Origin of the sequence: Pseudomonas poae (genome assembly GCA_028869255.1) — a bacterium.
Taxonomy (GTDB): domain Bacteria; phylum Pseudomonadota; class Gammaproteobacteria; order Pseudomonadales; family Pseudomonadaceae; genus Aquipseudomonas; species Aquipseudomonas poae_C.
Window position 1 is genome coordinate 6,610,985 of record CP110972.1, and the last position, 25,192, is coordinate 6,636,176.

Genomic DNA, 25,192 nt, shown 5'->3' on the forward strand with positions numbered 1-25,192 from the left:
CGCGCATTATAGGGGGCATGTCCATTGGTTCCTAGCGTTGTGCATCGGGTGCCATGCTATAGTTCGCGCCCTCTTTTATATCCCCGATGTGTTATTCGCCCACCATGACCAAACGTGAAGCTCCAATCTATAAGGTGATTTTCCTTAACCAGGGCCAGGTGTTCGAAATGTACGCCAAGCAGATCTATCAAAGTGATCTGTGGGGCTTCCTGGAAGTGGAAGAGTTCGTCTTTGGCGAGCGCACCCAATTGGTCGTCGACCCGGGCGAAGAAAAACTCAAGGCGCAGTTCGAAGGCGTGGTGCGCAGCTTTGTGCCGATGCATTCGATTGTGCGCATCGATGAGGTCGAGCGCCTGGGTACGCCGAAGATCAGCGAGGCGCGGGGCACCAGCAATGTGATGCCGTTTCCGATGCCGATGCCAGAGAAGTAATACGTTCCACCTGTGTCTGTGCCTGTGGCGAGCGGGCTTGCCCGCGTTGGGCTGCGAAGCGGCCCTTGAGGCTGCAACTGCGGTCTGCCTGAAAGAACTCTATTGCCTTACTAGGGCTGCTGCGCAGCCCAACGCGGGCAAGCCCGCTCGCCACATAAGCCCGCCGGGCACATAAGTCCGCTGGGCACACAGGCGGGCTTTACAGAAGGATCAGGGCAGGGGCGAGAACGGTGAGCGCCCATCCGCACTCTGCAATTCCTGCAGGTAATTGCGGAAAATCTGGCCCAGCACCTGGGTGGCTACTTCCAACTCATCGCGCTGCATGTGCTCGGCGACTTCGTCGGCAGTGTCCAGTGCGTCTTCGGCGCCGTTGACCGCCGCCATTTTCAGCACGATATACGCCTGCACGTTATTGGCCGGCACGCCTTCGCCCTTGAAGAACATGGTGCCCAGCTGGAATTGCGCCTGCGCATGGCCCTGCAACGAGGCTTTCTCGAAGTAGCTCAAGGCTTTGTTGAGGTCGCGGGCGGGGTTTTTGCTGTCGTGGTAGTACTCGCCCAACTCGTATTGCGCCTGCGCATCCCCGCCATCAGCCTGTTTCTGGCACGCGCTCAGGGCTTCGGCCTGGCTGTCTGGCTGGGTATTGAGGGTGCAACGACCCATCGCTGGGATTAACAACGAGTTGCCGCCTGCTTGTGCATGTGCCAGCAGCGGCTGAAGGAGCAACAGGCAGCCCAGAACCAGGGTGCGGCCGGTGCGTTTCATGGGAATCGACTTACCTCTGACGGGGCGCGCGGACCCTCGTGGGATCCAATAAGCGCGCATTATGAAATAAGCAGGCCTCTGCTTACAAAGTCTTTACTCGTTTTTCTGCTGGTTGGGCAAGTTATCTGCCGGATTGCAGGTGATTTCTCGAAAAACTTGGGAAATCTCTGTAAGCAAAGTAGCAAATCTGACGCCGGCAAGGCGGCGTCAGATTTTTTCGGCCTTTTATTTCAGTGCGGCGAAGGCGCGCTCGGCTGCGTCCAGGGTCAGTTTCAGCTCGGCGTCGCCATGGGCGATCGAGGTGAAGCCGGCTTCAAAGGCACTTGGCGCCAGGTACACGCCGCCTTCCAGCATCAGGTGGAAGAAGCGCTTGAACAGGTCGGCATCGCTGCCCATCACGTCATCAAAGGTGACGATGTCGTCGGCACCGCTGAAGTACAGGCCGAACATGCCGCCCGCTTGCGTGGTAACGAACGGGATACCGGCTGCGTCGGCGCGCTGTTGCAGGCCGTCCAGCAGGCGGGTGGTGTAATCGGTCAGCTCGGCGTGGAAGCCCGGGCGGCTGATCAGGCGCAGGGTGGTCAGGCCGGCGGCCATGGCCAGCGGGTTACCCGACAAGGTGCCCGCCTGGTACACCGGGCCTAGCGGCGCAATGTGTTGCATGATGTCGCGTTTGCCGCCGAAGCAGCCCACCGGCATGCCGCCGCCGATGATCTTGCCGAAGGTGCTCAGGTCCGGCGTCACGCCGTAGTGAGCCTGAGCGCCGCCCAGGGCCACGCGGAAACCGGTCATCACTTCGTCGAAAATCAGCACCACGCCGTGCTTGTCGCACTGCTCGCGCAGCCCCTCGAGGAAGCCCGGCGCCGGCGGTACGCAGTTCATATTGCCGGCCACCGGCTCGACGATGATGCACGCCACGTCCTGGCCTACCTCATTGAGCATCTGCTCGACGGCGGCGATGTCGTTGAACGGCAGGGTCAGGGTGTGTTTGGCAAACGCAGCCGGCACGCCGGCCGAGCTGGGTACGCCCTGGGTCAGTGCGCCGGAACCGGCTTTTACCAGCAGGCTGTCGGAGTGACCGTGGTAGCAACCTTCGAACTTGATGATGCTGTCGCGGCCGGTGAAACCACGGGCCAGGCGAATCGCACTCATGGTGGCTTCGGTGCCGGAGCTGACCATGCGCACCATTTCCATCGATGGCACGATCGAGCACACCAGGTCAGCCATTTCGGTTTCCATGGCGGTCGGCGCGCCGTAGGACAAGCCGTGTTGCAGTTGCTGGCGTACGGCGTCGAGCACGTCCGGGTGGCTGTGGCCGAGGATCATCGGGCCCCAGGAACCCACATAGTCAACGTAGCGCTTGTCATCTTCGTCGGTAACGTAGGCGCCCTCGGCATGCTTGAAGAACAACGGTGTGCCGCCCACGCTCTTGAACGCACGCACGGGGGAGTTCACACCGCCGGGGATGTGTTTCTGGGCATTGGCAAACAGGGTTTCGGAACGGGACATGATCGGGCTCTCTAAACTGAAGACTTAAGAAGATCGTTGAAGGCGCGGGCGCGGCGCGTGACTTCCTGGGTGCTGTCGGCACCGAACAGGCCGTGCACCACCGCCAGCAGGTCGGCGCCGTGGGCCACCAGGGGTTCGGCGTTCTCCAGCGTGATGCCGCCGATCACGCAGATCGGCAACTGCAGGCGCGTGCGGGCCTGGGCCAGCATCTCGAGGGTGGCGGCGGGTGCGCCGGGCTTGGTCGTGGAATTGAAGAAGCGACCGAAGGCCACATAGCTTGCGCCTTCCTTGGCGGCTTGTTCGGCCAGTTCGATCTGGCTGTGGCAGGTCGCGCCAATAATCGCCTTGGGGCCGAGCAGCGAGCGGGCCGGGGTCAGCGGGCCGTCGGTCTGGCCCAGGTGCACGCCGACGCCCAGGCGCGCAGCCAGTTCGGCGTCGTCGTTGATGATCAACTGGGTCTTGTAGCGCGAACACAGCTCTCGCAGCTTTTCGGCCTCACGCAGGCGCCGGGCTTCGTCGGTGCTTTTGTCGCGGTACTGCAACAGGGTCACGCCACCGTCCAACGCCGCTTCGACGTAGGCGAGGAATTTGCCGGCCAACAGCTGGCTGTCGGTAATGGCATACAGGCCACGTAATTTCATCGGGCAGGCCCCTTGGCTTGGTCTTACGAACAGAAATCCAGCGGCAGACGGCGCGGTACAAACTGGCCCTGGCCGAGTTGTTCGGCGTCACGCAGGGTGCGCCAAGTGTAGTTGAGTGCCGACTGCACGGCGCTTACCAGGCCTTCGCCCTGGGCGAGCCGACCGGCCAATGCGCTGGCCAGCGTGCAGCCCGAACCGTGATAGCTGCCGGGCAGGCGCTGGCAGGTAAAGGTCTGGCGCGTGCCGTCGCGGCTGTACAGGCGGTTGTGCACTTCATGCTCGTCGCCATGGCCGCCGGTGATCAACAGGTGCTTGATATACGGCAGCAGTTTCTCGGCGCACTCGTCGGCCGTGCCCTCGGGCAATTGCGCAAGGATGCGCGCTTCCGGCAGGTTCGGCGTGGCGATCAGCGACAGCGGCAACAGCCGCTCGCGCATGGCAAAGCCGACTTCGTCTTTGCCCAGGCTGCCGCCGCCGCCGGCACGCAGCACCGGGTCGCACACCACCGGCAGGTGCGGGTGCGCCTGCAGCAACTCGACCACGGTGTCGACCATCGCCGTGGAACCGAGCATGCCCAGCTTGACCGCCGCCACTTCGGAGTCGCTGAGCACGGCGTTGGCCTGGGCCAGCACCCACTCGCGGTCGAGTACGCGGAAATCGCTGACATTGACGGTGTTCTGCACGGTCAGGGCGGTGACGGCCGGAGCCGCATGGCAACCCTGAGCGAGCAGGGCTTCGATATCTGCCTGCAAGCCGGCGCCACCACTGGGATCATGGCCGGAGAGACAGAGGACAACGGGGCGAGAGCTGTAGATATTCATGGAGCGCGAGCTTACCACCAAACGCTTTTTGCGTGGCCGTCTGGCGATGGTTGAATTTTGCTCCGATTGTGACGCTTTTCTGGCGTTTGGTCTGTGGGTGGAAACCGCTGAAAGCCCTGTTCTAGAGCCTTTAGAAAAATTAATTCAATGGTGTCTAATGGCCTTTAGCGGCTATGCTAAAGTGGATCCAAACAACTTACTGTACCGCCGGTGTACGTCTTCTCAAAAGGAATGGGGGGCTTTTGACATAACCGGACAGGCCACGCTGGGGCTCTATGCGCTATTTGCTGATTTTATTGTTGTGCGGGCTGCCGATGCTCGCCGGCGCCATTGAGTTCAACCAGGACACGCGAAGCCTGCCGCTGGGCCGAGTCATGCAAGTGCTCGAAGACCCGACCGATGCGCTGACCATCGCGCAAGTCAGCTCTCCCGCCTACGCCGCCCAGTTCAAACCCCATGACCAAGCCACCCTTAACGCCGGCTACTCGCGCTCGGTGTTCTGGCTCAAGGTCGACCTGCATTACACCGCCAAAGATACCCGGGCACCGCGTCACCTGGTTCCTGGAGTTGGCGTACCCGCCGCTGAATCATCTGGACCTGTACCAGAGCGACGCCACCGGCGCCTACCGCCTGACCACCCGCACCGGCAGCGCATTGCCGTTTTCCAGCCGTGATGTGAGCCAGAGCAATTACCTGTTCAAGCTCAACTTCGTGCCGGATCAGCGGCAAACCGTTTACCTGCGCCTGCAAAGCCAAGGCTCGATCCAGGCGCCGTTGACGCTCTGGGCCGGCACCGCGTACTTGGAACAGCAGCCGCTGCGTTTGTACGTACTCGGCGCCATTTATGGCGTATTGCTGGGGATGCTGGTCTACAACCTGTTCATCTACCTGAGCGTGCGCGACACCAGTTATCTGTATTACATCCTGTATATCGCCTCGTTCGGCCTGTACCAACTGTCGGTCAATGGGGTGGCGGTGGAGTTTTTCTGGCCGAACAACCCGTGGTGGGCGAATGCGGCGGTGCCGTTCCTGATCGGGTCGGCGGCGCTGTTTGGCAGCCTGTTCGCGCGCAGCTTTTTGCACACCGCGCAGCACAGTCGCTGGATCAACCGACTGCTGCTGGCGCTGGTGGCGTGCGGCGCGGTGGTGATGTTGCTGTCGCTGATGACCAGCTACGCCCTGGCGCTGCGGCTGGCCACCGGGTTGGCGCTGGTGTTCACCGTGACCATCTTTGTCGCCGCCATCAAGGCCTGGTATTGCGGCCAGCGCATGGCGCGCTATTTCATCATTGCCTGGTCGGCGTTTCTGTTGGGCGGGGTGGTGAATACGCTGATGGTGCTGGGCTACCTGCCGAATGTGTTCCTGACCATGTACGCCAGCCAGATCGGTTCGGCGATCGAAGTGGCGCTGTTGTCCCTGGCCCTGGCCGATCGCATCAATGCCATGCGTGAGCAACAGGCGCAGATCCTGTTCGATGCCAGCCAGAAGCTCGAAGTGCTCAACCTGCAATTGGCCCGCAGCAACCGGCTCAAGGATGAATTCCTCGCCACCCTGACCCACGAGCTGCGCACGCCGATGAACGGGGTGATCGGCTCCCTCGAACTGATGCAAACCGTGCCCCTGGAAGCGGACCTGGCGCAGTATCAGCAAACCGCCGCCGGTTCGGCCCGCGACATGATGCGCATGGTCAACGGCATCCTCACCCTCACCGAATTGCAGGCCGGGCGCCTGAGTGCCCAGCCCCGCGTGTTCAGCCTGCGCGGCGTGCTCGACACCTTACGCCAGCAGTTCAGTGCCAGCGCCCAGAGCAAGGGCCTGGCATTTTCCATCGATGTGGCCGACGAGCTGGCGGACCGCGTGGTAGGTGACGCCGACAAACTGCTGCAGTGCCTGGACTGCCTGCTGGACAACGCGTTCAAGTTCACCCACGAAGGCGCGGTGCGCCTGCGGGTGGTGGGCGTGCCCCACAGCGACGGTGGCGTACGCCTGAGTTTTATCGTCACCGATACCGGTATCGGCTTTGCCTTCCTCGACGAAGCCACCCTGTACCAGCGCTTCTTCCAGCTCGATGGCTCCACCACTCGCGAATATGGCGGTTTGGGCATTGGCCTGGCGATCTGCCGACAATTGATCGAGCTGCTGGGCGGACGCCTCACCCATCACTCCGAGCCTCGCAAGGGCAGCCGCTTCCAGTTGGAAATGCAGGTCAGCCCGGCGCCACCCGAGCCCCGGCAGGCGCCGGATCGGCAGCGCTCGCCCCAGGCGTGCACGGTGCTGTTGGTGGACGACAACAGCGTCGGCCAACTGGCGGTGCGCGGCATGTTGCTCAAGCTCGGTTACCGGGTAAAAACCGTCGACAGCGGCCCGTCGGCCCTGGCGGCGTTGCAGGGCGAGCGTTTCGACGCGGTGTTATTGGATGTTCCTGAAGGCGGTTTCTCATTGTGCTGTCAGATTCGTGCTCTGCCTGGCTGCGGTGAATTGCCGGTGATTGCCTTGAGTATGTCGCCGAATGTGTCCGAGCGAGAGCACTGCCATGGCATCGGCATCACCGAGCGGCTGGCCAAGCCCGTGCGTTTCGAAGCTTTGCAGGCGGTGTTGGAACGGCATTTATTGGGTTCGGACGAAGGCGAAAGCGCCGTGCATTCGGCGGGTATGTCACTTTTGTAAGCCGGATGGCGGTGCTTAACTGAAATTCAGGCCCCGATTGAATGTGGCCTTTTCAGGAGGCCCAGCATGAACTTGCATCAATTCGCTGAAACCCACGACGTCACCAACCAGCCGCCGTCCCTGGACGGCACCAACCTGTACCGCATCGACCTGCCCCTGCAAGAGTGGTCGCGCCGCTTCGGCGCCGGCTGGGCGCAGGCGCGTATCGATGCCTACGGCGCGCTGGCTGGCGGGCCGTTGATGGAGGCCGGGTTCCTGGCCAACCAGAACAAACCGGTGTTCAGCAGCCATGACCGCTATGGGCACCGTATCGATCTGGTGGAATTTCACCCGGCCTACCATGAGCTGATGCGCACCGCCGTCGAGCATGGCCTGCCGTCGCTGCCGTGGGCCCATCCGCAGTCCGGCGCCCACGTGGCCCGCGCCGCCCTGACTTACTTGCACAGCCAGGCCGAAGCCGGCACCGGTTGCCCGCTGACCATGACCTTCGCCTGCGTGCCCGCCCTGCGTTTGCAGCCGGACTTGGCTGACACCTGGCTGCCGAAAATCCTCAGTACCCAATACGATCCACGCAATGTCGGCATCGCTCACAAGGCTGGGGCCACTATCGGCATGGCCATGACTGAGAAGCAGGGCGGCACCGATGTGCGCGCCAACACCACCCGCGCTTACCCGGTGGGCGCGGGCGGGCCCGGGCAAGCCTATGAGCTGGTGGGCCACAAGTGGTTTTGCTCGGCGCCGATGTGCGATGGGTTTTTGACCCTGGCCCAGACTGACAAGGGCCTTTCCTGTTTTCTGCTGCCCCGGCACCGTCCGGACGACACGCGCAACGAGTTCTACATCCAGCGCCTCAAAAACAAACTCGGCAACTGCTCCAACGCGTCCAGTGAAGTGGAATTTCGCGGTGCCCTGGCCTGGATGATCGGCGAGGAAGGCCGTGGCGTGCCGACCATCATCGAAATGGTCGCCATGACCCGCTTCGATTGCATGGTCGGCTCCAGCGCCTTGATGCGCCAGGCGCTGACCCAGGCCAGCCATCATTGCGCCCATCGCCTGGTCGGTGGCCGTGTACTCAGCGAACAACCGCTGATGCAAAACGTGTTGGCCGACCTTGCCCTGGAAAGCGAAGCCTCGCTGGCCTTGAGCATGCGCATGGGGCGTGCCCTGGACCATCAGGGCGATGAGCAAGAAGCCAAGTTCGCCCGGCTGGTAACAGCGGTGGGCAAGTACTGGATCTGCAAGCGCGCACCGGCAATGATCAACGAAGCTGCCGAGTGCATGGGCGGCGCCGGCTATGTGGAGGACAGCATCTTGCCGCGCCTGTACCGTGAGGCGCCGGTGAATTCGACGTGGGAAGGTTCCGGCAACGTGCAGTGCCTGGACGTGCTGCGCGCGCTGTCCAAGGAGCCGGGTGTGCTGGAGGCGCTGTTTGTTGAGCTGGGTGACGGGCATGGCGACCAGCAGTTGGCGCGGCATATCGGGCAACTGAAATCGGCCTTTATGGACACCCAGGATATCCAGTACCGCGCACGCCAGCTGACCGAGGACATTGCCGTGGCATTGCAGGCCAAGCTGCTGCTGGAGGCGGGGAATGCACCGGTCAGCGATGGCTTTATTGCCAGCCGCTTGGGTGAGTCATCGGGTCGGGTGTACGGCACGCTGCCGCGTGGGGTGGATGTGGCGGCGATTGTCGCCCGCTCGACACCTGCCTGAACGCGGACCAATAGGTGGGAGCTGGCTTGCCTGCGATAGCGGTGTATCAGCCCCATCTTGCTGACTGACCCACCGCCATCGCGGGCAAGCCCGGCTCCCACAGCAATTGCACTGATCTTGAGAGGGCACTCCAATTCAAAGTTTGCGTCTGACAGGGATACAGGCAAGATAAAGGTCTGCAAGTCAGAACACAGGATGCTTACCGTGACCGAAGCTTTTGTTGTCGTTCAAACCGCTGAAGAAGCCGTGGATCGGCTGGCGGCTCTGCATGAGCGTGCTACCGGCGCGCTCAACCAGGCCCTCAAGCAATACCTCAAGGACCGCGTCGAACCCGACGCCGAACAACGCGCGCTGTTTCGCTACCCGGAACTGCGCCTGACTTACCTGGTTCAAGGCGAAGTCCCACAGACCACCCGGGCGTATGCCAAGGTGCAACTGCCGGGGACCTACAGTGTTACCGTCACCCATCCTGCAGCGTTTCGTAAGTATCTGCTGGAACAACTGGTGCCGTTGATGCACGACTTCACCGTGACGGTAGAAGTGGGCGTGAGCCAGCAGAACATTCCGTACCCGTACGTGGTGGAGCAGGGCGACGAACTGGCCGGCTCCGGCGTGACCGCCGCGACCCTGGCCCGTGTGTTCCCCAGTACCGACCTGTCCGCCGCCACCGATGGCATCGCCGACGGCCTGTATGACTGGGAAAACACCGACCCGCTGCCGCTGGCGCTGTTCGATGCGGCCCGCGTGGACTTTTCCCTGCGCCGCCTGGTGCACTACACCGGCAGCGACTGGCGCCATGTACAGCCGTGGATCCTGCTGACCAACTATCACCGGTATGTCGACCAGTTCATCCTGCATGGCCTCGAGCAACTGCGCAGCGACCCGCGCTTTATCCGCATGGTGCTGCCGGGCAACGTGATCATCGACAAGAGCATGGATCACGGTGAAGCCTCGGCGATTGCCGCAGGCGTGGTCTGGCATCGCTATCAGATGCCGGCTTATCACCTGCAGGCCAGCGACGGCCACGGCGTGACCCTGGTGAATATCGGCGTCGGCCCGTCCAACGCCAAGAACATCACTGACCACCTGGCCGTGCTGCGCCCGCATTGCTGGCTGATGATCGGCCACTGCGGCGGTCTGCGCCAATCCCAGACCATCGGCGACTACGTACTGGCTCACGCCTATATGCGCCGCGACGGGATCCTGGACCGCGTGGTGCCGCCGAACATCCCGATTCCGGCCCTGGCCGAAGTGCAGATGGCCTTGCAGCAAGCGGCGGCGAACGTCACCGGCGAAAAAGGCGAAGAGCTGAAAAAACGCCTGCGCACCGGCACCGTGCTGACCTACGACGACCGTAACTGGGAACTGCGCTGGGCTCAGGAACGGCCGCTGATCAACTTGTCCCGCGCCGTGGCCGTGGACATGGAAAGCGGCACCATCGCCGCCCAGGGTTACCGTTTGCGGGTGCCCTATGGCACGTTGCTGTGCGTGTCGGACAAGCCGCTGCACAGCGAGATCAAGCTGCCGGGTTCGGCCAACGCGTTCTATGAGCGTGCGGTCAGCCAGCACTTGAAGATCGGTATCGAGGCAGTCGACCTGCTGCGCACCGAACTCAACTCGTTGCACTCGCGCAAACTGCGCAGCTTCGACGAGCCGCCGTTCCGCTAAGCGGTTGGGATGGTCATTTAACGGTCAGGCCACTAGCATTGTCGGTCCTGACCGTTAGATGTTCCTTTGCCATGTCCCGTCCCACCCGTCCCGATTCGCGCCGCCCTGGCGTGAAACCTCCACATTGCGCAGCGCGGCGTGTCGCCAAGGCGCCACCGGCCGAGCCGAAATTGGTCCTGTTCAATAAACCGTTCGACGTGCTGACCCAGTTCAGCGACGAAGGCGGGCGTGCGACCCTCAAGGATTTTATCGACATCCCCGGCATCTACCCGGCCGGCCGCCTGGACCGTGACAGCGAAGGTTTGCTGCTGCTGACCAATGATGGCCAGCTGCAGGCGCGGATTGCCGACCCCAAGCACAAGCTGGCGAAAACCTATTGGGTGCAAGTCGAAGGCGAGCCCACCGAAGAGCAGCTGCAACGCCTGCGTGACGGCGTGGAACTCAACGACGGCATGACCTTGCCCGCGCAAGCACGCCAGTTGGACGAGCCGGAGTTATGGCCACGCAACCCGCCCGTGCGTTTTCGCAAAAGCGTGCCGACCCACTGGCTGGAGTTGGTGATTCGTGAAGGGCGTAACCGCCAGGTGCGGCGCATGACCGCCGCCGTGGGCCTGCCGACCTTGCGCCTGGTGCGCGTGCGGATTGGCGATTGGTCGATTGACGGCCTGGACCAGGGCCAGTGGAAGGAAGTGCCGGCGCGCCTATAAGGCGCCGGACTCGATCAGGCCGATCACTACGCTCTTGATGATAAACGCGGCCACGCCCAGCCCCAGCACGAAAAACAGGATGAACGAACCAAAGCGCCCGGCTTTGGATTTCTTCGCCAGGTCCCAGACGATAAAGCCCATGAAAATGATCAGGACGGTGACCAGGCCGGTCATCATCCATTCTTCAAACAGGGCGGGGTCGATGTTGTTCATGGGGGGCTTCCGGCAGGGCAGGTGGGCAAGTATAAGGCAGCGTTACTGCCGTAACATTGACCTGAGTCGAAGCGCAATCCAAATGTGGGAGCGGGCTTGCTCGCGAAAGCGTCGGGTCAGTTGATACATGTGCTGACTGGCACACCGCATTCGCGAGCAAGCCCGCTCCCACAGGGATCTGTATTGCTCTTGGTTTCAGGTACGCAGGTGCGTCAGTGGCAGCTCGGTACTGTTCAGCACCTGGTTGAGTACAAAGCTGGAACGCACGCTGGTCACGCCTTCAATACGGGTTAAATGCCCCAGCAGCAGCTTCTGGTAGTGATCCATGTCCGGCACCACCACTTTCAACTGATAGTCGGCGTCCATCCCGGTCACCAAACTGCACTCCAGTACTTGCGGCAGGGTGCGGATGGCCGCTTCGAAATTCTCGAAACGCTCTGGCGTGTGGCGGTCCATGCCGATCAGCACATAGGCGGTAAGGCTCAGCCCGAGCATCTTGCGGTCGAGCAGGGCGACCTGGCGTGCGATGTAGCCGTCGTCCTCCAATTGCTTGACCCGGCGTGAGCAGGGCGACGGCGACAGGCCGATACGCTCGGCCAACTCCTGGTTGGAGATCCTCGCGTCACGCTGCAATTCCGCCAAAATACTCAGGTCGTATCGGTCAAGCTTGCTCATTGGGTTAGCCTTTGTCGTAACTATTGCGATGAATTATCTATGAAGGGTTAAAAATTGCGCAAGCACTGTTTATTGACGCAATCTTCGCAATCATCTGTCGGGCGCGGGCCTGTATCTTTATCAACAGAATCACCGCCTGGACAACAGTCCATTTACAGCGAGCCCAATCAAGCCCGCTGCGGCCGCCACCCCAGCAGGGTTGAGCCGGCCTCCAGGCTGCACACTGTCCACAAGACGGCGTGAGGTGAGCCAACGTCAAAAGCGTTGAGCCAGGACGAAATTCTCAAGGGGGTGGCCGACGGGTCACCCCTTTTTCTTTGCCTTAAGCCTTCTTACTCAAAAAAATGTTCTCGTGACTGATAACCTGTCTCAGAACCGGGCGAGGCTTTTCCAGTCTTATCTGGGAGGCCGGACGTTCTAGGCCCTTATCAGCAGTGAGGAATAGCATGAAGCGCATCTGGCGTATGGCAGGTGTAGGTTTGCTGATGGTCACCGTCGGCACGCAAGTGATGGCTGACGAACGTGATAACGCACCGCGCCCTGAGGGGGGGTGGTCAGCATGAAAGAGGCCCGGAAGGCGGACGGCAAGGTAACGAACAGCCGCGCCCGCAGAACAATCAACCACGTCCTGAAAACGCTCAGCCTCGGCCACAAAACCAGCATTTCGATCGCGCCGAGCAACAGCAGCGCGGCGGCGGGCAGTGGCAAGGTCGCCCGCAAAATGCTGAGCAACCCCGCCCGGCGCCGCAGCCGGCGAATAACCTGCCGATCCAGGGTCGCCCGGACACCGTGCGCCAGACCCAGGAACCGCGTCAGGGCTACTATCAGGACATTCCGCGTCGCAACGACGGCAATCAACACTGGCAGTCCGGGAATGGCCCAGGCCCGCGTCCAGGCGGTGGTTTCAACAATGGTCACCCCAATGACAACCGCTGGCCCGGCCGCCCTGATGGGCATGGCAATGGCTGGGGCCCGGGCCCGCAATATCGTCCCGGTTATACCGTCGACCGCTTCCCCGACCGCAATTACCGCGTGCCGTACCGTGGCCAGGATTATTTCTTCTCCGGCGGCTACTGGTATCGCCCGCAAGGCCCGCGTTATGTAGTGGTGCGGCCGCCGTACGGGATCCGCGTGCAATACCTGCCGGATTACGCACGGGAAGTCTGGGTGGGCAGCGCGCTGTTCTTCCTCGCGGCGGGCTCCTACTACACCTACGAAAGCAGCTCCCAGCAGTACGTGGTGGTGCAACCGCCAACAGCAGTGCCCGTGCAACAGGCCGCGCCGCAGGGCAATGGCTATGACGTAGTGGCCTATCCCGCCAACGGCCAATCACCGGCCCAGGTACAGCAGGACGGCTACGACTGTTACCGTTGGGCGGTGCAGCAAAGTGGCTTCGACCCGCAGGCCGTGACCTACGCCCCTGACCCGGCGGTGGTGCAAACCTACCGCCAGGCCCAGGGCAACTGCCTGAGCAGTCGCGGTTATCAGGTGCAGTATTAGGCAGATGCAAGCTTCAAGCTTGAGGCTTATAGCTTGCAGCTTGCAGCTGATCCGCAGGATCCGCATGCACCAGCACTTCGGCACGCGGGTAGGCTTGGTGAATGGCATCGGCGGCCTGGTCGCTGATGCCGTGGGCCACTGACAGCGTCAGCTCCCCCGGCAGCTCCAGGTGCAGTTGCACAAACCAGTGGCTGCCGGAAATCCGCGTGCGCAAATCATGCGCGCCCAATACGCCCGGCACGCCACGCGCCAGTTCCAGCATGTGCTGGCTGACCTCCGGCGGCAGTTCCTCATCCATCAGCACCGCGAAGCTTTCCCGGGCGATCTGGATCGCGCTCCACAAAATGTAGGCGGCAATCCCCAGGCCAAACCAGGCGTCCACCTGATGAAAGCCAAAACCCGCCAGCACCAGCGCCACCAGGATGCTGCCGTTGAGCATCAAGTCCGAGCGGTAATGCAGCGAGTCCGCCCGCACCGCGTTGGAGCCGGTTTCGCGGATTACCCGGTGTTGCAGCATCAGCAACGCCACGGTCATCACCAGCGAAAACACGATCACGCCGATGCTCAGCCAAGGCGCGCCTACAGGTTCCGGATGCTGCAAGCGCTGGTACGCCTGAAACGCGATCAACACCGCACTGCCCGCGATAAACAGCGCCTGGGCCATGCCCGACAGCGACTCAGCCTTGCCATGCCCATAGCGGTGATCATCATCGGCCGGGCGCAGCGCGTAGTGCACCGCCAGCAAATTCAGCAGCGAGGTTACGCCGTCGAGCAGCGAGTCGGTCAACCCGGCGAGCATGCTCACCGAGCCGCTGAGCCACCAGGCGATGGCCTTGGTGATGATCAGCGCACAGGCCACGCCCACCGAAGCGCGGGTGGCCAGGCGCAGGAGTCTCGCGTGTTCGGGACTGCTGGTCATAGGCGGATGGGTTGCAGGCCCAGGGAGGCCAGCTGTTGCACGCTGCCTTTGAACTGGATCATGCGCGGGTCATCCAGCGGCAGGGTGCGGCCGGTTTCCTTCTGGATAATGGTTTGCAGCTTGGCGTTGTCGACCTTGCCGTCGGCGCCGATGGCTTCCTGCAGTTTTTCGGGGGCGACCTGGGCGGTTTTGCCCGGTTCGAAGTAGATGGCGCCGGTGGCGAAGTCCACGCCGAACGCAATCAGGCCAGGGATTACATAAAACAGCAGGCCCACCGCATCGAGCACGGCAATCGCCGGGTCGATCTTGCCGTCGATCTGGCCACGGCGGTCCGGATAGAAGATCGAGCCACAGGCCGTCAGTTGGCTCAGCAGGGTGACGGTGAGGACACCGCCGATGACACGGGAAGCGATACGCATGAAGACTCTCCTGAACACGTTTGAAAAATGACTATATGCCAGATCTACCAGGCGACGATGTTCAAATGTGGGAGCGGGCTTGCTCGCGAATGCGATCGGTCACTTAATACAGCTGTGAATGATCTACCGCATTCGCGAGCAAGCCCGCTCCCACATTCAATCGTGTTCCCCCAGTAGGATTGGGTTGTGCCTTTGAGACCAGCGCCGGCATCCGGCAGTTCGCCGTTATACTCGCCGCTCTGCTTTGGAGCCAGTATGAATTCGTTGCCGATTGATGATGTTTTACCTGCCCTGCGTGACGCCTTGGCGAATCGCCATGAAGCCGTGCTGGAAGCACCGCCCGGCGCTGGTAAAACCACCCGCGTGCCCCTGGCCTTGCTGCACGAGCCCTGGTTGGCCGGGCAGACCATCCTGATGCTCGAACCCCGGCGCCTGGCCGCCCGTGCCGCGGCCGAACGCCTGGCCAGCGAGCTGGGCGAAAAGGTCGGTGAAACCGTGGGCTATCGCATCCGCCTCGACAGCAAAGTCGGCCCGAATACGCGCATTGAGGTGGTCACCGAAGGCATCCTCACCCGCCGCCTGCAGGACGACCCGGCGCTGGAGGGTGTGGGCCTGCTGATCTTCGACGAATTCCACGAGCGCAGCCTCGACGCCGACCTGGCGCTGGCCCTGAGCCTCAACGGCCGCGAGCTGTTTCGCGATGAGCAACCGCTGAAAATCCTGCTGATGTCCGCGACCCTTGAAGGCGAGCGCCTGGCCAGCCTGCTGGACGACGCGCCGATTCTGCGCAGTGAAGGGCGGATGTTCCCGGTGCAGATGCGCTGGGGTCGACCCTACCAGGCCGGTGAATTTATCGAGCCGCGTGTGGTGCAGACCCTCCTTGAAGCCTTGCATGACGAGACCGGCAGCGTGTTGGTGTTTCTGCCGGGGCAAGCCGAGATTCGCCGCGTCAATCAACAACTGGCCGAGGCCCTGGGCGACCGCCCCGATGTGCTGTTATGCCCGCTGCACGGCGAGCTGGACCTCAACGCCCAACGCGCCGCCATCGACACGGCCCCTGCGGGTAAACGCAAAGTCGTACTGGCCACCAACATCGCCGAAACCAGCCTGACCATCAATGGTGTGCGCGTGGTGATCGACGCCGGGTTGGCGCGGGTGCCGCGTTTCGACCCCGGCAGCGGCATGACCCGCCTCGACACCCAGCGCATCTCCCGCGCCAGCGCCACCCAGCGCGCCGGTCGGGCAGGGCGCCTGGAGCCGGGCGTGTGTTATCGCCTCTGGTCCGAGGACCAGCATGAAGGCCTGGCCGCGTATGGCAGTGCGGAAATCCTCGCTGCCGACCTCGCAGGTTTGGCCTTGCAACTGGCCCGCTGGGGCGTTACGCCTACGCAACTGGTGTGGCTGGACGTGCCGCCGGCTGCTGCGTATGCCCAGGCCCAGGATTTGCTGGTGCGCCTTGGTGCGTTGAATGACGACAAACTCACCGCCCATGGCCAGAAAATGGCCGAGCTGCCGGCCCATCCGCGCATTGCCCATTTATTACTGCGTGGGCAGGACCTGGGGCTGGCGGCGACGGCCTGTGAGGTGGCCGCGCTGTTGGGCGAGCGCGACATTTTGCGCGGCGGCGGCGCGGATTTGCACAGCCGCCTGGCGTTGCTGTCCGGCGAAGAGCGCGCACGCGGCACTCAGGGCGGCGTGCAGCGCGCCAAGCAACTGGCCCGGCAATACCGGGGTTATTTAAGAGGCCAACCGACTCACGCCGTGGCCGACCCCGACCACCCGCGCTGGCTCGGTGCCTTGCTGGCGCTGGCCTACCCGGACCGGGTCGCCCAGCAGCGACGCCCTGGCGGCGCCGAATACCGCCTGGCGAACGGCCGTGCCGCGCTGTTTGCCGAGGCCGACAGCCTGATGAAACAAGCCTGGCTGGTGATCGCCGACCTGGGCAGCCGCCAGGGCCAGCGTGAAGAGCGCATCTACCTGGCGGCGGGTTTTGACCCGGCGCTGTTCGACACGGTGCTCGCCGAGCAAGTGCGTCACGTCGACCAGCTGGATTGGGATGAGCGCGAAGGCGTGCTGCGCGCCGAACGCCAACGCAAAGTCGGTGAACTGGTGCTGAGCCGTGAACCGCTGACCGGCCTCGACGAGTCCGCACGCAGCCAGGCGCTGGTCAACCTCGTACGGCGCAAAGGGCTGGAGCTGTTGCCCTGGACGCCCGAGCTGCGCCAGTGGCAGGCCCGCGTCATGCTGCTGCGCCAGCTGGACGCCGGCAAAACCAGCGAATGGCCCGATATCAGTGACAAGGCGTTGCTGGCCAGCCTCGAACACTGGCTGATGCCTTATCTGGGCAAAGTGTCGCGCCTGAGCCATTTCGCCAACCTGGATATTTCAAGCTTCCTGCACAACCTGCTGCCGTGGCCGCTGCCCCAGCGCCTCGACGAACTCGCGCCCCAGCATGTGAAAGTACCCTCCGGGCTCGTCGGTGCGTTTGGACTACAGCGAACAGCCGCCGATTCTGGCCGTGCGCCTGCAGGAATTGTTCGGCCTGGCCGACACCCCGCGTATCGCCGGCGGGCGCCAGGTGGTCAAGTTGCACCTGCTGTCCCCGGCGCGACGGCCGGTGCAGGTGACCCAGGACCTGGCGAACTTCTGGCGCAGCACCTATGCCGAGGTGAAGAAGGATTTAAAAGGGCGGTACCCCAAGCACTACTGGCCGGATGACCCACTGGTGGCCGAGGCGACGGCGCGGATCAAACCCCGAAAGTAGCAACAACGAAGATCAACTGTGGGCGCTGGCTTGCCTGCGATGGCATCCCCACGGTGCAACTGAAAACCTGCGGTGCCTGCATCGCAGGCAAGCCAGCTCCCACACAGGTTTTGGGGTGTCTGTTATTGCGCGGCAGGCAGCAGAAACCGCGCAATCACCGGCAGATGGTTGGAGATGCGCAGCGTATCCTCCTGCCGCACCTTCGCCTCAACCCGCTTGATCCGCGGGCTGTAGAACAGGTAATCCAGCGTGCGATCCGGGCCATCGACACTTGGGTCATTGGGGAAGTGGGTCAGCCATTTTGCGCGGTCGATTCCGCTGGACTCACTGTTGCTCGGGATCATCGGGTATTTATCCCACAACAAATGCAGCTCGCTGTCCGGCGAATACTGCCCGCGTTTGCCCGCGTCCAGGCGCAGGAACTGCCCCAGCGGCAACAAGTTGAAATCCCCGCCGATCAACCATGGCGTACCACGGCCTTCGAATTTATCCAGCAGCTTGCCGGTGGTTTGCACTTGCTCCAACACCGCGCTGCGGCCAGGGGCGTCGCCGTCCAGGCGGGTGTTGAGCACCGCCAATTGGCCGCCGTCGCTCAGCGGCAGGTAGGTCAGCAGCAAGGCCGGTTTGGGCTGGAACTGACGGCTGAGGATATTGGCGTCCGGGGCCGGCAATTGCAGGCGCTCGGCGTGTTCGATCTGGTAACGGCTCAGGGTCGCGAGCTTGCGGCCGACGCTGCCGAAGATATGGCGGTCGGGCACGAAGTCGGCTTTCCAGTCGAAGGTCTGCGCGCTGCACGGGTAAAGGTCGACCAGACGCTCCTGCAACAGCGCGAGCTGGTCCTGGTAGTGCGAGGGTTTGGCGTTTTCATCGAGCTCCTGCAGCAGCAGGATGTCGGGTTGTTCGTCACGGATCACCCGCGCCACTTCGTCGAGGCTGGCGGCCATGTCTTCCACGGTGGGGCGGTCGTCCGGGCCACCGCCGTCGGCAGTGTCGTACCAGAACACGTAGTTCTTGCCGGCCAGGTATTGCACGTTCCAGGTCATGACCTTGAGCGCCTGCCCCGGCAGCAGGGTCGGCGCACGCGGTGCGACGCAGCTGACGGGCAGGGTTTCCTTGGGCGCCGGGCGCCAGGTCAGGCTGTAGATCAGGGCCGTCAGCAGGCCCGCGATGATCAGCAGGCCCAGTAACGTGATGCGCAATAAACGGGTCATCGGCTCGGCTTATAGCGTTTCAGGAGTGGCACGGAGCATATCACCGTGCGTCGGCATCGCCACCGATCAGCATGAATAAACGGAACAGCACCACACTGGTGAACAGCTGCAGGAAGCTATGGGCGCTGTCCATCAACAGCCCCAGCAGCGGCGCCGGGTTGGGATACGCCGCCACGCTGGCGCCTTTGAGCAGCCACAACGGCGTCATCACGCACAGCAGGCACACCAGGATCCGCCAGAAATGCCCACGGGTCAGGCGCAGACTTTCCTTCATCGCCTCCAGCGCCGGCATGCCGCGCAGCACCAGCAGGTATTCGGCAAACGCCAGCACCACCATCAGCCACAGGCCCGGCAGGAAATACAGCGACAAGCCGAGCAAAATCAGCAGGGTGCTCATGGCTGTCAGCAGGGCAAAACGCGGCCACAGGGTCAGGGCCATTGCCCACACATCCTTGGTGCGCGGCGACTCGCCCCGAGTGCGGGCATCGAGAAACAGGATCAAGGCGCCGGTGTACAGCGGGTACACCAATAAACCCACGACCACGCTGTAACCGGGAAACGCATCGGCGCCCAGCGTGTGGTCCAGAATCTGTTGCAGCAGGGCCTCGAGGATCACCAACGGCAGGCACAGCTGAACGATGGCGCCCAGGTTATGCCGGGTAAAACGGAGGGAGTCGCGCAATACGTCTAACGGATTCATCAGGTTCATCGCAGCGTGGAAACAAGGGCGACACTTTAACCGATCACGGTCGGGGAGGCGCAAACGTAAACCTTGAGTAAAGACCATTGAAACAACTGGTAACAGCCCCATAACTAGGGCGTACCCAAGCCTGATTCCAGGCGGGACCAAGATTTCTACCGGCAATCTAACGAGGTCGCCATGAACAGCGAAGAGCAAACCCTGATCGATGGACTGTTTTCACGGTTGCAACAAGCCGAAACGGACTCAGCCCCCCGCGACGCCCAGGCCGAAGCGCGGATCAAGGAGCACATGACTCGCCAACCGGCCGCCGGGTACTACATGACCCAGTCGATTTTGGTGCAGGAACACGCGCTCAAGAGCCTCGACGCGCAGAACAAGCAGCAGGCGCAGCAGATTCAGCAATTGCAGGATGAACTGCAACGGGCCAAGTCCGCGCCACCGGCCCCGGCGAGCAGCGGCGGGTTTTTGTCGAGCATCTTTGGTGGCGGTTCCCGTGACCCGCAACCGGCGCAGAGCGCACCGTCCTCCTCGGGCGGCGGCTGGCGTGAACCGGCACGGCCCGGGTTTGGCCAGCCTGCGCCGCAGCAGCAGAATTACGCCGCGCCGCCACAGAATTACCAGCAACCACCCGCAGCCCCTGTGGGCAGCGGGTTCCTCGGCGGCGCGATGAAAACCGCGGCGGGCGTGGCGGGCGGCGTATTACTCGCCGAAGGCATCAGCAGCCTGTTCAACCACAACTCGCAGCAGCCGCAAGTCGTGGAAGAAATCATCCGCGAAGAGCCGGCGCCGGCCAGTGACAACAGCAACTGGGGCAACGACGACCAGAAATTTGCCGGCAATGACAGCTGGGGCAGCGACAACGCGTCCGACAGCTTCGCTGACAACGACTATTCCGACGATTCCTCCTCGTTCGGCGACGACGATTCCTTCGTCTGACACACCCAGGCCGGGGCGCTTCGTCGCCCCGGTCTGATTTTTCCCGGAAACTTTCTCGCGGCTGGCATACTGGCACCCTTTCCGGGCCCTGGCGCCTGGCTGTCATGAGGAAGTGCGGTGAAGAAAATTGCGGTGTTCGCCGATGTACAAAACCTCTATTACACCGTTCGCCAGGCCTATGGTTGCCACTTCAACTACGCCGCGCTGTGGGCGGATATCAGCTCACGCGGGCAGATCGTCGAGGCCTATGCCTATGCCATCGACCGCGGCGACAGCAAGCAGCAGCAGTTCCAGCAGATCCTGCGCAACCTGGGATTCACGGTAAAACTCAAGCCGTATATCCAGCGCAGTGACGGCTCGGCCAAGGGTGACTGGGACGTGGGCATCACCATCGACATCATGGACGCCGCCGCCAATGTCGACGAAGTGGTGCTGGCCTCCGGCGACGGTGACTTCGACATGCTGCTCGACCGCATCATCCACAAGCATGGCGTCGAAGCTGTGGCCTATGGTGTGCCGGGGCTGACGGCCAACTCGTTGATACGCGCCGCCAGCCGTTATGTGCCGATCGAAGGCGCGTTGCTGCTCAAATAAATGTTTAGACGGAGTTGGAACAGGTTTGGAACGTATAGCGGTCATCGACTTTGAAACCACCGGCATCACCCCGAGCAGCCACTGCCGGGCCACGGAAATCGCCGTGGTTATCCTCGAACGTGGCCAGATCGTGGACCGCTACCAGAGCCTGATGAACGCCGGTGTACGCGTGCCGGGCTTTATCGAGCAACTCACCGGCATCAGCAACGCGATGCTGCGCAGCGCGCCGCCGGCCGAGCGGGTGATGAACGAAGTCAATGAATTCGTCGGCACCACACCACTGCTGGCGCACAACGCCGCGTTCGACCAGAAGTTCTGGGACTTCGAACTGGGCCTGATCCGCCGCACCCGCCTGCAAAAATTCGCCTGCTCCTTGCTGCTGGCCCGCCGCCTGATGCCGGCTGCGCCGAACCACAAACTTGGCACCCTCAACAGCTACGCCCAGCTGCCCCACACCGGCAAGGCTCACCGAGCGATGGCGGATGCGGAAATGGCCGCCAACCTCACAGCGCACCTGGCCAAGGAACTGCGCGGCACGCATGGCTTGCGCGAACTGTCCCATGACCTGCTGTGCACCTTGCAGAAAGTGCCAGCGGCGAAGGTCAATGAGCACCTGAAGAAACATCGCGGTTTCTGAGCCCAACACAAAATCGAGTGGATATCGCTCTGCTGAGCGAGCTGTTTGTGGCGAGCGGGCTTGCCCGCGTTGGGTTGCGAAGCAGCCCCAAAACCTGACAACCCGTTCTTACTGAAAAAAACGCGGCGCCCTGATTGGGGCCGCTGCGCAGCCCAACGCGGGCAAACCCGCTCGCCACAAAAGCCCATTTACCATAAAACTTGGTTCGTCAGCCTATCGAGGCTGCACACACTCCAACGCCCGATCCACCACCTCTTTCGCCATCCCCACCAAATGCATCACCGCCCGCTGCTGCACATTCATTGCCCCAGCCGAAGCTCTCGGAAACGTCCTAGAATTGCAATTTTGCACGAGATATTTAATCTCGGCTGGTTGCTGGCGAAAGGAATAGGGACGATGAGAACCGAAATCAGCGAAAAGGTGATTCAGCTGTTCGTCGATATCATCGGCTTTATCGACCGCAGCCAAGTCACGGAGCAAACGGACTTCATCCATGACTTCAAGATCATTGATGACGATTTGACCTGCTTCGTCATGCAGATCAAGTGGCAGTTCAACCTGCGTGCGACTCAGGAGGATTGGGATCACATCACAACCATCAAGCAGGTTGTCGATTTGATTGTTCAGCGCTCATCTCTGCGTTGAAGCAACTGACGCCGTCGCAGGCACGCCAGCTCCCACAGTTGATTGCATCCAGACCTGGCGACGCGCTCAACTGTGGGAGCTGGCTTGCCTGCGATAGCGATTGTTCAGCCACCACTTTTCCCATTCCCCTCCAACTGCCCCAACGGCACCCGCCGCTCTATCGCGCTCGACAAAATAATCGAGGTCTTGCTGAAGCCGAACTTCGCGATCCGGTTGATCAAGTTCTCCAACTCCGGCATCGAGCCCACCGCCGCTTGCATGATCACGCACGGGTCGCCGGTTACCCGGTGGCATTCGGTCAGTTCGGGAATCTCGGCCAACGCGTCGTAGACCTTCTGGCTGCCGTGGTTGGTCAGCCTCAGTTCGATCACGCATTGAATCGGTAAACCCACTTTGGACATGTCGACTTTGGCCTGATAACCGGTGATCACCCCGCTGGCTTCGAGCTTGGCCACGCGTTCGGCCACGGCGGGGGCGGAGAGGTTTACGGTGCGGGCCAGTTGCGCGTAGGAGGCGCGGCCGTCTTCGAGCAGGGCGCTGAGGAGCATGCGGTCGTATTTGTCCATGATAAGGCTCCATTGGCGGGTGGGTTTCGAAAGCACGGGTTATAGCCTTCATAACCATGGTTTGAAAAGTGTACTGGCGCTTTAAACAGGTTTTGTAACTTATGTTTAAAGACCTGCCTTTTTAGAATAAGCATCTCTTATATCTGCCTTAGAGCCGCCCAATGCCTGGCCCACGTCGCTTCCCTTTACCGTTGATCGCCGCCTTTTTTGCGCTGTATGTGATCTGGGGGTCTACCTACTTGGTGATCCGCATCGGCGTGGAGTACTGGCCGCCGCTGATGTTGGGCGGGATTCGCTTTTTGGTGGCTGGGGCGGCGATGTATGGCTTTTTGCGCTGGCGCGGGGCGCCGGCGCCGACGTGGGAGCAGTGGAAGGCGGCCGCCAAGATTGGGGTTTTGCTGCTGACCTTCGGCAATGGCGGGGTCACACTGGCTGAGCACTCGGGGGTGTCGTCGGGTGTTGCGGCACTGGCCGTGGCGACCGTGCCGTTGTTTACCCTGCTTTGTGGGTATTTCTGGGGGGCACGTAATACTCGTCTGGAATGGGCCGGGGTGGTCCTGGGGATGCTCGGCATCGCCATGCTGAACATGGGCAGCACCCTGCAATCGAGCCCTACGGGCGCCGCGTTGCTGTTATTTGCTGCCGCTTCGTGGGCCTTTGGTTCGGTGTGGAGCCGGCGCCTGCCGCTGCCGCCGGGTGCCATGGCGAGTGCCGCGGAAATGCTGGTGGCCGGTGTCACGCTGTTGATCGCGAGCGCGCTCAGCGGTGAACGCCTGCAGGCCATGCCGCCGCTGGAAGGCTGGCTGGCCCTGGCTTACTTGGCCGTGTTCGGCTCGATTATCGCGTTCAATGCCTATATGTACCTGCTCAAGCATGTACGCCCGGCGGCGGCGACCAGCTACGCCTATGTCAACCCGGCGGTCGCGGTGTTGCTGGGGATTGTGTTTATCGGCGAGACCATCGGCCTGGAAGAAGCCCTGGCGATGCTGGTGATCATCAGCGCCGTGCTGCTGATCAGCCTGCCCCAGTGGCGTAAGCCCAAGCCGGAAATAAGGTAAACTGCGGCGCAATTGCGACTTGCGCTGAATTTTTCCTACGGTAAACACATGACTTTCGCCACACTTGGCCTGATCGAACCCTTGCTGCGCGCCCTTGAGACGCTTGGCTACCAGACCCCGACGCCGGTGCAGGCGCAAGCCATTCCGGCGGTGCTGGCCGGTCGCGACCTGATGGCCGCAGCCCAGACCGGCACCGGCAAAACTGCCGGTTTCGCCGTGCCGCTCCTGCAATTGCTGACCACCGAAGGGCCGAAAGTCGCCGCCAACTCTGCGCGTGCGCTGATCCTGTGCCCGACCCGCGAACTGGCCGAGCAGGTTCACGCCAGCGTCGCCGAGTACGCCCAGCACCTGCCGCTGACCACGTACGCGGTGTACGGCGGCGTGAGCATCAACCCGCAGATGATGAAGCTGCGCAAGGGCGTCGACATTTTGGTCGCCACGCCGGGCCGCCTGATCGACCTGTTCCGCCAGAACGCGCTGAAGCTCAATCAGCTGCAAACCCTGGTGCTGGATGAAGCCGACCGCATGCTCGACCTGGGCTTTTCCGAAGAGCTGGCGAACATCTACCGGATGTTGCCGAAAAAGCGCCAGACCCTGCTGTTCTCCGCGACCTTCTCCGATGAAATCCGCCTGCTGGCCGGGCAGATGCTCAATGACCCGCTGAGCATCGAAGTGAGCCCGCGCAACGTCGCCGCCAACACCGTGAAGCAATGGGTGGTGCCGGTGGACAAGAAGCGCAAGCCGGAGCTGTTTGTGCACCTGATGCGCAAAGGCCGCTGGAAGCAGGTGCTGGTGTTCGCCAAGACCCGTAACGGCGTGGATGCGCTGGTGGATAAGTTGCAGGGCCTGGGCATCAATGCCGATGGCATCCATGGCGACAAACCCCAGGCTACCCGCCAGCGTGCGCTGGACCGTTTCAAGTCGAGTGAAGTGCAGATCCTGGTGGCCACCGACGTGGCGGCCCGTGGCCTGGATATCGAAGACTTGCCGCTGGTGGTCAACTTTGACCTGCCGATTGTGGCCGAGGATTACATCCACCGTATCGGCCGTACCGGGCGTGCAGGCAACACCGGTGAGGCGATTTCCCTGGTGTGTGCCGATGAAGTGAACATGCTGTCGGCCATCGAGATGCTCACGCGTCAGACCCTGACCCGCAAGATGGAGCCGGAATTCGAGCCGGAACACCGCGTGCCGGACACCGATGCCAGTGGACAGGTGGTGAAGAAGCCGAAAAAGCCGAAGAAGCCTAAATCATCCGGTGGTGGCGGTAAGCGCAACCTGGGTAAGTGGGTGGACAGTGGCGAAGTGACGCCGGCGGAGCCTTCGATCAAGCCGGTGCGTAAAGTGCCTGTTTTCAACACCGGGCCGCGTAAGAAGAAGTGATTTTTTGGCGTTGCTGATTGCCTCTTCGCGAGCAAGCCCGCTCCCAC

The 25,192-nt window shown here is 62.2% G+C and carries 22 protein-coding genes and 4 pseudogenes; 14 read left to right on the forward strand and 12 right to left on the reverse strand.

The genetic code is table 11. From position 1 onward, the window contains the following. Window positions 1–104: 104 nt before the first annotated feature. The gene (locus tag LRS56_30110) at window positions 105–431 is read left to right on the forward strand and encodes a DUF1820 family protein (GenBank protein ID WDU62883.1); all 327 of its coding nucleotides are present in this window, start codon (window positions 105–107) and stop codon (window positions 429–431) included. 210 nt (window positions 432–641) lie between these two features. On the opposite strand, the gene LRS56_30115 is transcribed toward LRS56_30110, so the two are convergent. From LRS56_30115 to LRS56_30130, 4 genes are all read right to left on the reverse strand, one after another. Then, on the reverse strand, window positions 642–1,196 hold the full coding sequence (locus LRS56_30115) for a tetratricopeptide repeat protein (protein WDU62884.1): 555 nt from the start codon (window positions 1,194–1,196) through the stop codon (window positions 642–644). A 225-nt stretch (window positions 1,197–1,421) separates the two neighbouring features. Then, complete coding sequence (gene hemL / locus LRS56_30120; GenBank protein WDU62885.1) at window positions 1,422–2,705, reverse strand: glutamate-1-semialdehyde 2,1-aminomutase; 1,284 nt, start codon at window positions 2,703–2,705, stop codon at window positions 1,422–1,424. A gap of 11 nt (window positions 2,706–2,716) precedes the next feature. After that, window positions 2,717–3,346, reverse strand: coding sequence for a thiamine phosphate synthase (thiE, locus tag LRS56_30125; protein WDU62886.1), 630 nt, complete (start codon window positions 3,344–3,346; stop codon window positions 2,717–2,719). A gap of 23 nt (window positions 3,347–3,369) precedes the next feature. Beyond that, window positions 3,370–4,167, reverse strand: a complete 798-nt coding sequence (locus LRS56_30130) for a hydroxymethylpyrimidine/phosphomethylpyrimidine kinase (protein ID WDU62887.1) — start codon at window positions 4,165–4,167, stop codon at window positions 3,370–3,372. Between LRS56_30130 and LRS56_30135 the strand changes: the two genes are divergently transcribed. The 5 genes and pseudogenes from LRS56_30135 (at window position 4,166) to LRS56_30155 (ending at window position 10,922) form a co-directional block, all read left to right on the forward strand. Beyond that, a complete protein-coding gene (locus tag LRS56_30135) occupies window positions 4,166–4,501 on the forward strand; it encodes a hypothetical protein (GenBank protein ID WDU62888.1) in 336 nt (111 codons plus the stop codon). The genes LRS56_30130 and LRS56_30135 overlap by 2 nt on opposite strands. Beyond that, a pseudogene (locus LRS56_30140) lies at window positions 4,443–6,834 on the forward strand (ATP-binding protein). Before LRS56_30135 ends, LRS56_30140 begins: the two are co-directional and overlap by 59 nt. A gap of 66 nt (window positions 6,835–6,900) precedes the next feature. Next, entirely contained in the window at window positions 6,901–8,547 is a 1,647-nt protein-coding gene (locus LRS56_30145; protein ID WDU62889.1) for an acyl-CoA dehydrogenase family protein, read from the forward strand. A 195-nt stretch (window positions 8,548–8,742) separates the two neighbouring features. Next, the gene (gene amn / locus LRS56_30150) at window positions 8,743–10,215 is read left to right on the forward strand and encodes an AMP nucleosidase (protein WDU62890.1); all 1,473 of its coding nucleotides are present in this window, start codon (window positions 8,743–8,745) and stop codon (window positions 10,213–10,215) included. A gap of 71 nt (window positions 10,216–10,286) precedes the next feature. Further along, on the forward strand, window positions 10,287–10,922 hold the full coding sequence (locus tag LRS56_30155; GenBank protein WDU62891.1) for a pseudouridine synthase: 636 nt from the start codon (window positions 10,287–10,289) through the stop codon (window positions 10,920–10,922). Here the strand turns inward: LRS56_30155 and LRS56_30160 are convergent. Together LRS56_30160 and LRS56_30165 are read right to left on the reverse strand one after the other, a co-directional pair. Next, entirely contained in the window at window positions 10,917–11,126 is a 210-nt protein-coding gene (locus tag LRS56_30160) for a DUF2788 domain-containing protein (protein ID WDU65839.1), read from the reverse strand. The genes LRS56_30155 and LRS56_30160 overlap by 6 nt on opposite strands. A gap of 204 nt (window positions 11,127–11,330) precedes the next feature. Further along, entirely contained in the window at window positions 11,331–11,810 is a 480-nt protein-coding gene (locus tag LRS56_30165; GenBank protein ID WDU62892.1) for an Lrp/AsnC family transcriptional regulator, read from the reverse strand. Between the two features lie 446 nt (window positions 11,811–12,256). On the opposite strand from LRS56_30165, the pseudogene LRS56_30170 reads away from it, so the two are divergent. Beyond that, window positions 12,257–13,310, forward strand: a pseudogene (locus LRS56_30170) (glycine zipper family protein). Window positions 13,311–13,323: 13 nt separating this feature from the next. Here LRS56_30170 and LRS56_30175 read toward each other — a convergent pair. Both LRS56_30175 and LRS56_30180 read right to left on the reverse strand, forming a co-directional pair. Next, entirely contained in the window at window positions 13,324–14,229 is a 906-nt protein-coding gene (locus LRS56_30175) for a cation diffusion facilitator family transporter (protein ID WDU62893.1), read from the reverse strand. Continuing rightward, the gene (locus LRS56_30180) at window positions 14,226–14,648 is read right to left on the reverse strand and encodes a polyribonucleotide nucleotidyltransferase (protein ID WDU62894.1); all 423 of its coding nucleotides are present in this window, start codon (window positions 14,646–14,648) and stop codon (window positions 14,226–14,228) included. The genes LRS56_30175 and LRS56_30180 overlap by 4 nt, the downstream gene beginning before the upstream one ends. A gap of 255 nt (window positions 14,649–14,903) precedes the next feature. On the opposite strand from LRS56_30180, the pseudogene hrpB reads away from it, so the two are divergent. Further along, window positions 14,904–17,412, forward strand: a pseudogene (hrpB, locus tag LRS56_30185) (ATP-dependent helicase HrpB). Between the two features lie 122 nt (window positions 17,413–17,534). Here the strand turns inward: hrpB and LRS56_30190 are convergent. Together LRS56_30190 and LRS56_30195 are read right to left on the reverse strand one after the other, a co-directional pair. Next, the gene (locus LRS56_30190; protein WDU62895.1) at window positions 17,535–18,623 is read right to left on the reverse strand and encodes an endonuclease/exonuclease/phosphatase family protein; all 1,089 of its coding nucleotides are present in this window, start codon (window positions 18,621–18,623) and stop codon (window positions 17,535–17,537) included. 40 nt (window positions 18,624–18,663) lie between these two features. Next, entirely contained in the window at window positions 18,664–19,323 is a 660-nt protein-coding gene (locus LRS56_30195; protein ID WDU62896.1) for a YciC family protein, read from the reverse strand. A 180-nt stretch (window positions 19,324–19,503) separates the two neighbouring features. Between LRS56_30195 and LRS56_30200 the strand changes: the two genes are divergently transcribed. The 3 genes from LRS56_30200 (at window position 19,504) to LRS56_30210 (ending at window position 21,493) form a co-directional block, all read left to right on the forward strand. Further along, window positions 19,504–20,262 (forward strand): DUF2076 domain-containing protein, encoded by a 759-nt coding sequence (locus LRS56_30200; protein WDU62897.1) that lies wholly within the window; start codon window positions 19,504–19,506, stop codon window positions 20,260–20,262. A gap of 117 nt (window positions 20,263–20,379) precedes the next feature. Continuing rightward, window positions 20,380–20,856, forward strand: a complete 477-nt coding sequence (locus tag LRS56_30205) for an NYN domain-containing protein (GenBank protein ID WDU62898.1) — start codon at window positions 20,380–20,382, stop codon at window positions 20,854–20,856. Between the two features lie 25 nt (window positions 20,857–20,881). After that, on the forward strand, window positions 20,882–21,493 hold the full coding sequence (locus LRS56_30210; protein ID WDU62899.1) for a 3'-5' exonuclease: 612 nt from the start codon (window positions 20,882–20,884) through the stop codon (window positions 21,491–21,493). A gap of 213 nt (window positions 21,494–21,706) precedes the next feature. Here LRS56_30210 and LRS56_30215 read toward each other — a convergent pair. After that, a pseudogene (locus tag LRS56_30215) lies at window positions 21,707–21,796 on the reverse strand (DUF3077 domain-containing protein). A gap of 93 nt (window positions 21,797–21,889) precedes the next feature. On the opposite strand from LRS56_30215, the gene LRS56_30220 reads away from it, so the two are divergent. Then, on the forward strand, window positions 21,890–22,138 hold the full coding sequence (locus LRS56_30220; GenBank protein WDU62900.1) for an acyl carrier protein: 249 nt from the start codon (window positions 21,890–21,892) through the stop codon (window positions 22,136–22,138). A gap of 104 nt (window positions 22,139–22,242) precedes the next feature. Here the strand turns inward: LRS56_30220 and LRS56_30225 are convergent, their stop codons facing one another. Then, on the reverse strand, window positions 22,243–22,704 hold the full coding sequence (locus LRS56_30225) for an Lrp/AsnC family transcriptional regulator (protein WDU62901.1): 462 nt from the start codon (window positions 22,702–22,704) through the stop codon (window positions 22,243–22,245). A 161-nt stretch (window positions 22,705–22,865) separates the two neighbouring features. Between LRS56_30225 and yedA the strand changes: the two genes are divergently transcribed. Both yedA and LRS56_30235 read left to right on the forward strand, forming a co-directional pair. Then, a complete protein-coding gene (yedA, locus tag LRS56_30230; GenBank protein ID WDU62902.1) occupies window positions 22,866–23,762 on the forward strand; it encodes a drug/metabolite exporter YedA in 897 nt (298 codons plus the stop codon). 48 nt (window positions 23,763–23,810) lie between these two features. Beyond that, window positions 23,811–25,145 (forward strand): DEAD/DEAH box helicase, encoded by a 1,335-nt coding sequence (locus LRS56_30235; GenBank protein ID WDU62903.1) that lies wholly within the window; start codon window positions 23,811–23,813, stop codon window positions 25,143–25,145. The last annotated feature ends 47 nt before the right edge of the window (window positions 25,146–25,192 follow it).

Coding starts and splice junctions, on each gene's coding strand:
- LRS56_30110 (WDU62883.1), top strand. CDS start 105: ATGACCAAACGTGAAGCTCCAATCTATAAGGTGATTTTCCTTAACCAG.
- LRS56_30115 (WDU62884.1), bottom strand. CDS start 1,196: ATGAAACGCACCGGCCGCACCCTGGTTCTGGGCTGCCTGTTGCTCCTT.
- hemL (WDU62885.1), bottom strand. CDS start 2,705: ATGTCCCGTTCCGAAACCCTGTTTGCCAATGCCCAGAAACACATCCCC.
- thiE (WDU62886.1), bottom strand. CDS start 3,346: ATGAAATTACGTGGCCTGTATGCCATTACCGACAGCCAGCTGTTGGCC.
- LRS56_30135 (WDU62888.1), top strand. CDS start 4,166: ATGGAGCGCGAGCTTACCACCAAACGCTTTTTGCGTGGCCGTCTGGCG.
- LRS56_30130 (WDU62887.1), bottom strand. CDS start 4,167: ATGAATATCTACAGCTCTCGCCCCGTTGTCCTCTGTCTCTCCGGCCAT.
- LRS56_30145 (WDU62889.1), top strand. CDS start 6,901: ATGAACTTGCATCAATTCGCTGAAACCCACGACGTCACCAACCAGCCG.
- amn (WDU62890.1), top strand. CDS start 8,743: ATGCTTACCGTGACCGAAGCTTTTGTTGTCGTTCAAACCGCTGAAGAA.
- LRS56_30155 (WDU62891.1), top strand. CDS start 10,287: ATGTCCCGTCCCACCCGTCCCGATTCGCGCCGCCCTGGCGTGAAACCT.
- LRS56_30165 (WDU62892.1), bottom strand. CDS start 11,810: ATGAGCAAGCTTGACCGATACGACCTGAGTATTTTGGCGGAATTGCAG.
- LRS56_30175 (WDU62893.1), bottom strand. CDS start 14,229: ATGACCAGCAGTCCCGAACACGCGAGACTCCTGCGCCTGGCCACCCGC.
- LRS56_30180 (WDU62894.1), bottom strand. CDS start 14,648: ATGCGTATCGCTTCCCGTGTCATCGGCGGTGTCCTCACCGTCACCCTG.
- LRS56_30190 (WDU62895.1), bottom strand. CDS start 18,623: ATGACCCGTTTATTGCGCATCACGTTACTGGGCCTGCTGATCATCGCG.
- LRS56_30195 (WDU62896.1), bottom strand. CDS start 19,323: ATGAATCCGTTAGACGTATTGCGCGACTCCCTCCGTTTTACCCGGCAT.
- LRS56_30200 (WDU62897.1), top strand. CDS start 19,504: ATGAACAGCGAAGAGCAAACCCTGATCGATGGACTGTTTTCACGGTTG.
- LRS56_30220 (WDU62900.1), top strand. CDS start 21,890: ATGAGAACCGAAATCAGCGAAAAGGTGATTCAGCTGTTCGTCGATATC.
- LRS56_30225 (WDU62901.1), bottom strand. CDS start 22,704: ATGGACAAATACGACCGCATGCTCCTCAGCGCCCTGCTCGAAGACGGC.
- yedA (WDU62902.1), top strand. CDS start 22,866: ATGCCTGGCCCACGTCGCTTCCCTTTACCGTTGATCGCCGCCTTTTTT.
- LRS56_30235 (WDU62903.1), top strand. CDS start 23,811: ATGACTTTCGCCACACTTGGCCTGATCGAACCCTTGCTGCGCGCCCTT.